The sequence below is a fragment of the uncultured Thiodictyon sp. genome, assembly GCA_903837595.1.
Lineage (GTDB): Bacteria > Pseudomonadota > Gammaproteobacteria > Chromatiales > Chromatiaceae > Thiodictyon.
On the sequence record CAILVI010000034.1, the window covers coordinates 1 to 11,797 of the forward strand.

8 protein-coding genes and 2 pseudogenes are annotated in these 11,797 nt (G+C 63.5%); 7 read left to right on the forward strand and 3 right to left on the reverse strand.

Annotated elements, in window-relative coordinates; translation table 11 throughout:
- The 5 genes and pseudogenes from QZY44_RS02220 to ftsH all read left to right on the forward strand — a co-directional run.
- Window positions 1-312, forward strand: a pseudogene (locus QZY44_RS02220) (transposase); the annotation flags it as partial.
- 98 nt (window positions 313-410) lie between these two features.
- Window positions 411-1,031 carry a transposase family protein gene (locus QZY44_RS02225; RefSeq protein WP_295441654.1) on the forward strand — a complete coding sequence of 207 codons (621 nt, stop codon included), beginning with the start codon at window positions 411-413 and terminating at the stop codon, window positions 1,029-1,031.
- Window positions 949-1,752 (forward strand): annotated as a pseudogene (locus tag QZY44_RS02230) (transposase). Before QZY44_RS02225 ends, QZY44_RS02230 begins: the two are co-directional and overlap by 83 nt.
- Before the next feature lie 673 nt (window positions 1,753-2,425).
- Complete coding sequence (gene pyrF / locus QZY44_RS02235; protein ID WP_295441656.1) at window positions 2,426-3,154, forward strand: orotidine-5'-phosphate decarboxylase; 729 nt, start codon at window positions 2,426-2,428, stop codon at window positions 3,152-3,154.
- A gap of 154 nt (window positions 3,155-3,308) precedes the next feature.
- The gene (gene ftsH, locus QZY44_RS02240; protein WP_295441659.1) at window positions 3,309-5,231 is read left to right on the forward strand and encodes an ATP-dependent zinc metalloprotease FtsH; all 1,923 of its coding nucleotides are present in this window, start codon (window positions 3,309-3,311) and stop codon (window positions 5,229-5,231) included.
- Window positions 5,232-5,314: 83 nt separating this feature from the next.
- Here ftsH and QZY44_RS02245 read toward each other — a convergent pair whose 3' ends face one another.
- The 3 genes from QZY44_RS02245 to QZY44_RS02255 all read right to left on the reverse strand — a co-directional run bounded on the left by QZY44_RS02245 (window position 5,315) and on the right by QZY44_RS02255 (window position 7,847).
- Window positions 5,315-5,857 (reverse strand): DUF1415 domain-containing protein, encoded by a 543-nt coding sequence (locus QZY44_RS02245; protein WP_295441662.1) that lies wholly within the window; start codon window positions 5,855-5,857, stop codon window positions 5,315-5,317.
- Window positions 5,858-6,042: 185 nt separating this feature from the next.
- Window positions 6,043-7,023, reverse strand: coding sequence for a thiamine-phosphate kinase (gene thiL, locus QZY44_RS02250; RefSeq protein ID WP_295441665.1), 981 nt, complete (start codon window positions 7,021-7,023; stop codon window positions 6,043-6,045).
- Window positions 7,024-7,061: 38 nt separating this feature from the next.
- Window positions 7,062-7,847 carry a M15 family metallopeptidase gene (locus QZY44_RS02255; RefSeq protein WP_295441667.1) on the reverse strand — a complete coding sequence of 262 codons (786 nt, stop codon included), beginning with the start codon at window positions 7,845-7,847 and terminating at the stop codon, window positions 7,062-7,064.
- Window positions 7,848-8,034: 187 nt separating this feature from the next.
- Here QZY44_RS02255 and QZY44_RS02260 point away from each other — a divergent pair, with 187 nt between their 5' ends.
- Together QZY44_RS02260 and QZY44_RS02265 are read left to right on the forward strand one after the other, a co-directional pair.
- Complete coding sequence (locus QZY44_RS02260; RefSeq protein WP_295441670.1) at window positions 8,035-10,497, forward strand: helix-turn-helix domain-containing protein; 2,463 nt, start codon at window positions 8,035-8,037, stop codon at window positions 10,495-10,497.
- A 514-nt stretch (window positions 10,498-11,011) separates the two neighbouring features.
- On the forward strand, window positions 11,012-11,797 hold a 786-nt coding region (locus QZY44_RS02265), incomplete at its 3' end, for an ISAzo13 family transposase (protein WP_295441673.1).

Sequence of the window (11,797 nt, forward strand, 5' to 3'; positions counted from 1 at the left end):
GCGCCGGCCTGGTGGCACTGGCGGAATCGGCGGGTGCGCCTCGCCGACGGGGCGACGATGACCTTGGCCGATACCCCAGAAAACCAGGCCGAGTATCCGCAGCCCAAGAGCCAGAAGGCCGGGCTGGGGTTCCCGATCTTTCGGATGGTGGTCTTGCTCTGCCTCGCGACCGGGGCCTTGCTGGATGCCGCCATCGGTCCCTGTGTGGGCAAGGGCAGCGACGAGCAAACGCTGCTGCGATCCCTGCTCGATACCCTCCTGCGGGGCGAGATTCTGATTGGAGATGCCTATTACGCAACGGACTTTTGGCTCTCTGGGAACTCAGCAGGTTATGATATACTTATATTACATGACCTTACGAAGAACTGGAGGGCGCCATCAAGTCTAAGACCACGTCACTTAAGCAAGCTATGGACCTATTAATTGATCTGCCAAATATTCAAATCCAGGATGCCTTTGAAGATAGAAGCGGAAATTACATCCTCACTGTGATAAGCACAGAAAAATGTACGCATTGTCACAAATGCGGAAAGCGAATAGAAAAGTCAAATGGTTATGGTGAATCTATTGAGTTGCGTCATCCAGATATCCTTGGGAAGCAGGTTTACCTACGAATTCGTTTTCCGCGATATCAATGTGATTGCGATGGTCAACCAACGACAACCCAGCAAGTCAGCTGGTTCACGCGCAGGAGCGGTTTCACGAAAGCCTTTGAGCAGCGCATCTTACTGTCTTGCGTCAACAGCACCATCGCGGATGTCGCAATCAAGGAGAAGGTCCGCTACGAATTAGTCAGTGGCGTCGTCGACCGCAATATCGATAAAGCGGTCAACTGGGAGAGTATCGAAAAATTAGATGTGCTCGGCATTGATGAGATTTCGCTAAAGAAAGGACATCAGGATTTTGTGGCCATAGTTACTGGTCGCAGCGACGATAAGATCCAAGTGTTTGGGGTATCAAGAGATCGTAAAGCAGTTTTTCTCAAGCATTCCCAAGCGGTTACGAATTTCTGTATGGTACGTCTGTTCTGATATGTATGACGGTTTTATCAATGCTGCAAAGGAAGTGTTCGGGAAAAAAGTCCGTATCGTTGCGGATCGCTTTCATGTCGCCAAGCTCTATCGTGAAGGGCTCGAGACTCTACGCAAGAAAGAATTGAAACGTCTTCAGCGAGTCCTTTCGACAGTAGATTACAAGAAATAAAAAGGTTTCATGTGGGCGTTACGCAAGAAAGAAGCGGATTTGACAGACGAGGAAAAGGCTGTTCTGGAAAAGCTGTTTAAATATTCGCCGCGATCGAAGCAGGCTCATTTATTTCGCGACCAACTGACAGCTATCTACGATAAAGATATTACCCGATTTCAGGCCAAGCATCTACTCAACGGCGGGGCGGTCCGCGTAAAGCATAGTGAGGTTCGCTGCTTTGATGGCTTCGTGAAAATGCTTATGGCACGCAAAGACGAGATTAGCAATTATTTCTTGGAGCGGCATACCAGTGGCTTCGTGGAAGGGCTGAACAACAAGATTAAGGTGATTAAGCGGCGTTGCTACGGTATTCTCAACGCAGGACATCTCTTTCAACGCATCTATCTAGATCTTGTTGGATACAAGTTGTACGCACAGAAAATCAGAGGCTTACGGCGCCTCAAGCCGTTGCTACTACGGTCGCTGGATTTTTGTCACCGGGGCCTATCTACCTCTTTTTATAAAGATATGTTTCCACGGGAAACCCAAGAGAACCTGCAACGGTGAACATTTGGATTGCAGATTCAACCTCTTGGCCCAAGGCTGAAATGTATAATATATTCAAATTGTTGCGACCGCCGAGCGATCTTGCGCAAAACGCTTGGGAACCGATGCAGAATGTCTCTGCATCAATGTAGAAGGTCTCTGGCGCGTCTACCAGACCTTGGGAGCGAATACAGAAGGTCGCTGACGTGACTCCTAGGCGTTGGGAGTCACCGCACAAGGTCGCTGCGAAAGTCGCCAGTCATGATGCGTCGCCGCATGGTGGCTCTGGCGGGTTTCCGCGGGATTGGGAGCGGGTGCAAACCGCCGTTGCAGGCGGGCTTGGGTGAGTTGAGACGACGATCTTGATCATCGCTGCTGCCATGGACAGGTGTCGGGCGCCTTTCAGGGTGAGCGGATCGGCGCTCATGATCGCGCTGACCTGGGTCCAGGGGTGGCCCCCAACCGCGGGCGTTTTGCGGTTTTTTCCAGACGATCCCGGGGGCGCTGGCCGCGCCCGCGCATGCGGGGCTGGCGCAGACCATGAGGGTCAACCAAGGGCGCGTTCCGGGGCCGTCGGTTAAGCGCCGTCCTGCCGGCGCCTGGAACCCGCGCCCGGGGTCCTGACCGCCGCCCAAGTCGACAGCGGGCAGGCGAGGGCCTAAACTGCGGTGCCATAATCACCGAGGTTTCAGCCATGAGCGCCCTGCTGTCCAACAAAGACATTCCCGTCGCCGAGCGACTGATTCTCGCGCTGGACGTGCCTGACCGCGCTGCGGCGCAGCGCCTCGTCGGCGACCTCGGAGACACCGTCCGGTTCTACAAGATCGGCTTGGAGCTCTTCATGGCCGACGGCTATTTCGAATTGATCGAATGGCTGCTCGGCCAAAATAAGCGGGTGTTCTGCGACCTGAAGTTCTTCGACGTGCCGGAAACCGTGGGGCGGGCGGTTCGCCAACTGCGTGATCGCGGGGTGGACTTCGCCACCGTCCACGGCAACGACAGCATGCTGGAGGCGGCCGTGCGGGAGAAGCACGACCTCAAGATCCTGGCCGTGACCGTGCTGACCAGTCTCGACCGCACTGACCTTGAGTCGCTCGGCTTCCAATGCGACGTGGAGGAACTGGTGTTGGCGCGCGCCCGCAAGGCCCTGCGACTGGGTTGCGACGGGGTGATCTCATCCGGACTGGAAGCGGCGCGGCTGCGCGAAGACCTCGGTGCCCAGTTCCTCATCGTGTCCCCCGGCATCCGTCCGGTCGACAACCGCCCCGAGGACGATCAGAAGCGGGTGGTGACGGTGGAGCAGGCCTTTGGCAGCGGCGCCGACTATATCGTGATCGGCCGTCCGATCCGCGACGCGGCCGATCCAGATGCCGCAGCCCAGGCGATCCAGGCCCGTATCGCGACCCTGTTCGGTGGCGTCTGACGCGGCACCGCAACGTCGCGCCCGGGGACCCTCAACGGCGGGGACGCAACCGCCCCCGCGCCTTTGGTTTTGCCCCCCCTGCCCCGATGTAGTTCGCAACACAGCGCCGTGGCCTCACCGCGGCGCCGCATTTTGCCGAGGATACTAGCGGAACATGAATGCCAAGAACCTGAATATCCTGCTCTGGGTCGCCGTGTCCCTGTGGCTGGTGATGATGCTCAACGGCCTGAGCGGACCCAGCCAAATGGAGGCCCGCACCCTGAGCTACAGCCAGTTCCTCAGTGAAGTCAGCGCCGGCTCGATCCAGGAGGTGCGCATCCAGGATCAGAGCATCAAGGGTACCCGCACCGACGGCAGCCGTTTCGACACCTATGACCCGGGCGACCCCGGGCTGGTGGCCGATCTGCTGAAAAACGGCGTCACCATCCGCGCCGAGCCCCCGTCACAGCCCAGTGTCGTGGGGCAGATGCTGGCCGCCTGGCTGCCCTTCGTACTGATGATCGGCGTCTGGTTCTGGTTCATGCGGCGCCAGGGGGGCGGCGGCGGACCCGGCGGCATCTTCGGCTTCGGCAAGAGCCGCGCCCGCCAGCACGCGGAGGGCGAGGTCAAGGTGACGCTCCGCGACGTGGCCGGCTGTGAAGAGGCCAAGGAGGAGGTCGGCGAACTCGTGGACTTCCTGCGCAACCCCCAGAAATTCTCCAGCCTAGGCGGGCACATCCCGCGCGGGGTGCTGATGGTCGGGCCGCCCGGCACCGGCAAGACGCTGCTGGCGCGGGCGATCGCCGGGGAGGCCAAGGTGCCCTTCTTCAGCATCTCGGGCTCGGACTTCGTGGAAATGTTCGTCGGTGTCGGCGCCTCGCGGGTGCGTGACCTCTTCGAGCAATCCAAGAAGAGCGCGCCCTGCATCGTCTTCATCGACGAGATCGACGCCGTCGGGCGCCGCCGTGGCGCCGGGCTGGGCGGCGGGCACGACGAGCGTGAGCAGACCCTGAACCAGTTGCTGGTGGAGATGGACGGCTTCGCCGGCAATGAGGGCATCATCGTCATTGCCGCCACCAACCGGGCGGACGTGCTCGACCCGGCGCTGCTGCGCCCGGGGCGTTTCGACCGCCAGGTGGTCGTCGGCCTGCCGGATTTGGGCGGCCGCACCGCCATCCTGGAGGTGCATATGCGCAAGGTGCCCTTGGCCGATGACGTGGTCCCGCGCACCATCGCCCGCGGCACCCCCGGGTTCTCCGGTGCCGATCTGGCCAATCTGGTCAACGAGGCGGCCCTGTTCGCCGCCCGTGCCGGGCTCACCGCGGTCAACATGCAGATGTTCGAGAAGGCCAAGGACAAGATCATGATGGGTGCGGAGCGGCGCAGCATGGTCATGTCCGACACCGAGAAGAAGCTCACCGCCTATCACGAGGCCGGCCATGTCATCGTCGGCCGCCTCGTGCCGGAGCACGACCCGGTGCATAAGGTCAGCATCATCCCGCGCGGCCGGGCGCTCGGCGTCACCCTGTTCCTGCCGGAGCGCGACCGCTACAGCATGAGCAAGCGCCAGTTGGAGAGCCAGATCTCCAGTCTGTTCGGCGGGCGCCTGGCGGAGGAACTGATCTTCGGGCCCGAGCATGTCACCACCGGCGCATCCAATGACCTGGAGCGTTCGACCAGCATCGCCCGCAAGATGGTCACCCGCTTCGGCCTCTCCGACAACCTGGGTCCCCTGGCCTACGCGGACGAGGAGGGCGAGGTCTTCCTGGGGCACTCGGTGACCCAGCAGCGGCAGATCTCGGGTGACACCGCCGAGGCGATCGACAAGGAGGTGCGGATCATCATCGACCGCAACTACCAGCGCTCGAAGAACCTGCTCCTGGAGAACATGGACAAGCTCCACGCCATGGCCAGTGCGCTCCTGCGTTTCGAGACGATCGACCGCGACCAGATCGACGACATCATGAACGGCCGCCCGGTACGCGAGCCCCCCGAGGACACCGGCCAAGCCACCCCGCCCAAGGGGAACGGTGCCGCGACCGGCAGCCAACCCATGACCAAGCCGCCGATCGTTGGAAACGCGGTCGGGGGCGCCTGAGAGTCAGCCTGACCCGGGGGAGCGCCCCCCGGTCAGTTCACACGCGAGCGCTGGGGGCCGCTGACGCGGCCCCTTTTTTTGTCCTAAAGACAGCCGTCTCTCAGCATTTTCAAATACGCCAGCCCCTTTTCGCGGGCAAATGCGATATTCCGGTCCGGAATGCCGTCCGGGTCTTTGTAATGAGCCAGCGCCTGTTCCAGGCCCTCTTCGCGGATCAGATGCAGCATCGGATAGATTGAGCGGTTGGTATAGTTGCCCGGATCGTCCGGCGGGACATCGGCAAAGCAGTAATCCGGGTGAAAACCAGCAACCTGATAAGTGCCCTCATAACCTTCCGCGGCCAGCAGGTCCTCCGCCATGGCCACCAGGTCCAGATACTCGGCAAACTCCGGATAGGCATCGGGAAAGATCAGCAGCGTGTTTTCAATCTCCGGATGCTCATCCAGCCTGCGCCATTCGGCCAGAAGCGCCGTCAGACAGGCCTCCAGGTCGGTCGCACGATCGACCTGGTAATGGATGGTATCCCGCTTGACCGGCGTTGCGGCAAAGGGACAGAAATTGCATCCGACCACGACGTCGGCGACCCATTTCCTGGTTTGGGTGATGACTTGTTCATCTGTATTCATAGTAACGATGACAATCCCATATCAATGATTGGTTAGCCGCAGTCGGTGAGATCCACCGCGACCGACGGACACTCCTATCCCTGTAGGAGCGGCCCCCGGCCGCGACGGGTTGCCGCGAGGCGCGGTGGCCGGTCAAGGCTCGGTGCGCCTATCGCGAGCCTTGCTGAACTGCATCGGGAATCCACTCACCCAAAGTGATCGAACCCCACGCGCTCCAGCGCCACCAGCGCCCCATCGGCTGCCCGACAGTTCAGCCCGGGACCGCTCAGTATCCGTCCGATAGGGGTCAGTGGACAGCCACAGCGCGCGGCGAGCTCCGGTAACTGCTCCCGGTACACGGGCGGCAGACAGAAGCACAGTTCATAGTCGTCACCCGCGGCGAGCGGCAGTCCCCAGTCCCCACCCCGGCCCACCGCCGCGGCCACCGCCCCCTCCAGCGGCAGGGCGGCCAGGTCCAGTTCCGCCCCCACCCCGCTCGCCTCCAGGATATGACCGAGGTCCGCCGCCAGCCCGTCGGAGCAGTCGATCATGGCGGTCGCCAAGCCCCGCAGGACGAGCCCCAGGGCGACCCGCGGGGTCGGCCGCTCCAACCGTGCACGCCGCGCCGGCGGCGGCACCTGCCCGGCCAGCAACTCCCGCAGGGCCAGCCCCGCGTCGCCTAAGGCCCCGCTGACACAGACCAGGTCTCCCGGACGCGCGCCAGAGCGCCGGACCTCGGCACCCACCGGGACCAGCCCATGCACCTGCACCGTGATGGAGAGCGGACCGCGCGTGGTATCGCCCCCCACCAGCGCGACAGCGTGGGCCTGCGCCAGGCGCCCAAAGCCGCGGGCGAAGGCCGGCAACCAGTCCGGCGACTCCCGCGGGAGCGTCGCCGGCAGGGTGAGCGCCAGGGTCGCCCAGGCGGGCTCGGCCCCCATCGCCGCCAGATCGCTCAGGCCCACCGCCAAGCACTTGTGACCGATCGCCTCCGGGTCGCAGTCGGGCAGGAAATGCACCCCAGCCGCCAGGGTGTCGATACTCACCGCCAACTGCTGCCCGGGCGGCACCGCGAGCAGCGCGCAGTCGTCACCGACGCCCAGCAGCACGTCGGCCCGCGCTGACCCGAGGGCGGCGAAATGGGCGCGGATCAGGGCGAATTCGGGGGTGAGCTTGGTTGGTTGCATGGTCTCCAAGTCTTGCGGTGCAGACGATCCGGCGCAGCTTACTCGCGTCCGGCGCCCGGCGCCGTCACCGGGAAGTCGAAATAGGTCTCCGGGAAGGGCTCGGCCTTGAGCGTGAAGTGCCACCACTCAGTGGTCAGGGCGCGAAAGCCGTGCCGGTCCATCGCCTGGGCCAGCAGCGCACGGTTGTGCTGGGCCGTGCCCGGCACCGCGCCGCTGTCCGGGTGCGAGAGTGGGTCCATGCAGTCGAAGCCGGTGCCGAAGTCGAGCGGGCTGTCGGGAAAGCGCTGCGCCTGCGGCGCCGTACAGGCCACCAGCGGCTGATCGCTCACCGCGGCGACCGGGGTCAGCCCGGCCGCCGCGGGCTCCAGGGCCAGGTCGACCGTGCTCCCGCGGGAGTGACCGGAGCGCTCCGCGACATACCCCAGCCGGAAGAAGTCCGCCTTGTCGATGTGCGGATAGAACTCCGGCTTCATCTGCTGGTCCGCCACGTCCTGGCTCCAGCGCACGAAGTGCGCCACCGCCCGCGTCGGGCGGTAGCAGTCGAAGACCTTGACCCGCAGGCCGGCGGCGGCCACATCCTCCTGCACCGCCTTCAGTGCCGCCGCGGCCGCGCGGGTGAGGATGCACTCCGGCGCCTGGTAGCCGTCGATCGGGCGGCCGATAAAATTGTGGCTGCCGAAATAGCGCATGTCCTGCGGGATCTCGGGAGCGGTCTCGCGCAGATAGACGAAGCCGTCCGGCAATGGCGCCGCGCCGACGGACGACGGCAGCGGGGACAGCATGGCGACGATAATGGCGATGGGGCTGAGTCTGCGGGTGGACATGGGTCAGGGCCTCGCGAGAGTCTGGACGGCGATCGGGTGATTATGCCGCAGAACGCCGCGGGCCAAGCAGGCGGTCCTGGCGTTGGCCGGGTTGGCAGGTCTGCCCGATCGAAGCCGGCCCACGAGTGGCCGCAAGGACAGAAAAGCCGGACAATGAGCGCCGCCCCGCATCGTCGTGGAGACGGACATGCCCAATCCTCAGTTGCAGTTGGCGCAGGAGCTCATCCGCGGCACCGACCTCAGCGTCTTTCTGACGGGCAAGGCCGGTACCGGCAAGACCACCTTCCTGCATACACTCAAGGCAGACCTGCCCAAACGCACGGTCGTCACCGCCCCAACCGGGGTGGCCGCGATCAATGCCGGCGGCGTGACCCTACACTCCTTCTTCCAACTCCCGTTCGGACCCTTCGTGCCCGGCGGGGACTCGCAGCGCCAGGCGGCGCAGCAGCGCTTGAGCCGGCAGAAGCGCGAGATCATCCAGGGCCTGGACCTGCTGGTGATCGACGAGATCAGCATGGTCCGTTGCGACCTGCTCGATGCGGTCGACTTCGTGCTGCGCCGGGAGCGCCGCTCCCACCGGCCATTCGGCGGCGTCCAGCTCCTGATGATCGGCGACCTGCATCAGCTCGCACCCGTGGTGCCCGGGCAGGACTGGGCCATCCTGAGGGATTTCTACGAGTCCCCGTATTTTTTTGGCAGCCGGGCACTGCAAGCGACCGAGGTGGTGCCGATTGCGCTCGAGCACATCTACCGCCAGTCCGATGCGGACTTCATCGAGCTGCTCAATCGGGTGCGCGACAATCGGCTGGACGAGGCGACCCTGGAGCGGCTGAATTCCCGCTATCAGCCCGGGTTCCGGCCCGGGGAGTCGGAGGGCTTTGTCACCCTGACGACGCACAATCAGGGCGCCGATCGCATCAACGAGACGCGCCTCACCGCGCTCGGCGGCAAGGCGCACACATTCGCCGCAAGGATTGAGGGCGATTACCCGGCGCACAGCTATCCGACCGCCGAGACCCTGACCCTGAAACAAGGCGCCCAGGTCATGTTCGTGCGCAATGAAGCCGCACCGGTGAAGCGCTATTTCAACGGCAAGATCGGCACCGTCACCCACCTCGGGCACCAGCACATCGTCGTGCGCTGCCCCGGTGAGGAGGACTCAATCGAGGTCGAGCCGGTCACCTGGGAGAACATCCAATACAGCCTCGATCAAGAGACCAAGGCGATCTCCGAGGAGGTCATCGGCCGCTTCACCCAATACCCGCTGCGCCTGGCCTGGGCCATCACCATCCACAAGAGCCAGGGCCTGACCTTTGAGCGGGCCATCGTCGACGCCGGGGCGGCCTTCTCGCCCGGGCAGGTCTATGTGGCCCTGAGCCGCTGCAAGACCTTCGAGGGCCTGGTGCTCGGCACCCCGATCCCGCGCCGGGCGGTGATGACCGATCCGGTGGTCGCGGACTATGTCGCGGAGGCCACCCGCTACCCGCCGACCCAGGACCGGATCGATCGCGCACGCATCGCCTACCAACAGCGGCTGCTCCTGGAATGCTGGGACTTCGACGAGTTCGGCGCCCGGTTGCGGCGCCTCCTCGGCCTGCTGCGCGACAACCGGCGGGTGGTCGATGCGAACGGCTTGGATGCCATCGACGCGCTGGAGCGACAGACCCTTGATGCGGTCGTCGCCGTCGCCGCCAAGTTCCGGGGCCAGCTCCGATCGCTGTTTCGGGAGGACCTGACCCCGGAGGACGACGCGCGCGTGCAGGAGCGTCTGCGCAAGGCGTCCGCCTATTTCGCAGAAAAGCTCCAGCAGGGGCTGCGCCCCTGGCTTGATGCCTTCTCGTTCGGAACCGACAACAAGGCGCTGCGCAAGACGCTGCACCAGGCCGTCGACGAACTGCGCAAAGAGCTGGCGGTCAAGACCGCAGGGGTTGCGAGCTGCCGGGAGGGATTCGCGACGGCCGCCCATCTGGGCGCGCTGGCCAAAGCACGGATCGACGCCGAGCCCAGCGGGCCGCCAACGGATCGAGGGCCCGCCCCGCGGCCCGACGATGCCGGGGACCACGGACTGCTGGGTGCGCTGCGGCGTTGGCGGGACCAAACGGCGGCGGAGGAAGAGCGCGAGGGCGTCACCCGCTACCGCATCCTGACCCGAGCGATACTGAGACAGATCGCCGACACCCTGCCGCAAGACCCGCATGCGCTGGCCGCTGTCAAAGGGATCGGCAAGCAGACCGTCGAACGCTACGGCCGTGAGATACTGGGCACCGTCTCAGACTGGTGCCGGAGCCAAGGCATCGACCCCGCGACCGTCCCCCACCCCGGTCAGCCGGACAAGACCGAAGCCGATGCATCGGAAGCCAGCACCAGACTGATCAGTTATCAGTTGTACCAGGAGGGCTTGAGCATTGAAGAGATCGCCAGCCGCCGCTCGCTCAAGCCCACCACCATTGAGGTCCATCTGGCCCATTACATCCGCAGCGGCAAGCTCGCCATCACGGATTTCGTCAATCAGGAGAAGCTCGCGCGGATCGCCGCCATGCTTGAGCAGACCGGGCCTGATGCGCTCACCCTTGCCAAGCAGACGCTCGGCGATGACTATTCCTATGGCGAGATCAAGATGGTACGCGCCCATCTGGCGCGGGGGCGTTGATCATCGTTGCGGCGGCCTTGATCATTATCCCGGCCACCGAACCTCACCCCCGCTCTCGTGACACCGCTCAGCGGTGTCACGCAAGTGTCAGACACTCTGCGCCGGGAACGCCTGTGGCCGGTACCGATCCCTAAAGTCCGGGGACAGTTTAATTAAATCAGGTTCACGCAAAACCTGAGTTAAGTATACTGCCCCCCGGAATTCACGCCCCTGACCGGGGTCACAATCGGAGCTCAAGAACGTGCGTTACCTTTTGGTGTTTTTCGTCTTTACTGTATTGAGTCAGGTCGTGCTCGCCGATCATCATAAAACATATCAGAATGCACGATTTGGTTACTCGATCGACTATCCCGTAGGGATCCTGTACCCACAGGGCGAGGCCGATAAGGAACGGTTCATTAACAAGTTACTCATGTTAGCTCAGGGGATTTATGTATAGCAGCTGCTACGCAGTTGAAAAACCGCGGTCTTCCTGCGACCATGAGTGCCGGTTATTTGGACGCCAGACGCCACCATGAACGAGTTTGCCGGTTACGAGGCCGCCCACGAGGAGACGATGCGCGTGTATTGTCGGTCGTTGCCGGAGGACCATCGCCGCCGCTACGCCGCGCTGGAGGCCTTGAAGATTGGCTTGGGCGGTGTGGCGTATGTCGCCCGGGTATTGGGGATGAGCCGGCGCACACGCTATACCGGGATTCGCGAGTTGGAGCAAATGCGCGATGGTGACCCCCATCATCCGCAACGCCCCAGTGGGGACGCCACGCGCATCCGCCGCCCCGGTGGCGGTCGACCGCCGCTGACGCAGGAGGAGCCGGTCTGGAGAGCGGCGCTCAGCGAGGTGCTGGAGGCCCACAGTGCGGGCAGTCCGACCGATCCGCTGGTGCGCTGGACCGATCTGAAGCCCATGCAGTTGGCGCGGGAACTGATGGTCTTGGGCGTTACGGTCAGTCGTAACACGGCAGCGAAACTGTTGGCGCAGGCCGGCTTTCGGCGGCGGAGCCTGCGTAAGGAGTTGATCACTGGCCAGGTCGATCCCCAGGAACGTGACCAGCAGTTTCGCCACATCGCCGCGTTGCAGCGCCTCGCGCGGGCGCGTGGCATTGCGGTATGGTGCATCGACACCAAGAAAAAGGAACTGCTGGGAACCTTGCACCGGCACGGGCAGTGCGACAGCACGACCGCGCAACGGGTCTACGACCACGATTATCGCCACCTGGCCAGTGGCCTGCTCGTGCCGCACGGGGTCTACGACGTGGTCGCCAACCACGGCTTCATCACCCTGGGTACCTCGCACGACACC

Excerpts from the sequence above, each read along its gene's own strand:
- QZY44_RS02245 (WP_295441662.1), bottom strand. The coding sequence starts at position 5,857 with ATGAATACAGATGAACAAGTCATCACCCAAACCAGGAAATGGGTCGCC.
- thiL (WP_295441665.1), bottom strand. The coding sequence starts at position 7,023 with ATGCAACCAACCAAGCTCACCCCCGAATTCGCCCTGATCCGCGCCCAT.
- pyrF (WP_295441656.1), top strand. The coding sequence starts at position 2,426 with ATGAGCGCCCTGCTGTCCAACAAAGACATTCCCGTCGCCGAGCGACTG.
- QZY44_RS02255 (WP_295441667.1), bottom strand. The coding sequence starts at position 7,847 with ATGTCCACCCGCAGACTCAGCCCCATCGCCATTATCGTCGCCATGCTG.
- ftsH (WP_295441659.1), top strand. The coding sequence starts at position 3,309 with ATGAATGCCAAGAACCTGAATATCCTGCTCTGGGTCGCCGTGTCCCTG.
- QZY44_RS02260 (WP_295441670.1), top strand. The coding sequence starts at position 8,035 with ATGCCCAATCCTCAGTTGCAGTTGGCGCAGGAGCTCATCCGCGGCACC.
- QZY44_RS02225 (WP_295441654.1), top strand. The coding sequence starts at position 411 with ATGGACCTATTAATTGATCTGCCAAATATTCAAATCCAGGATGCCTTT.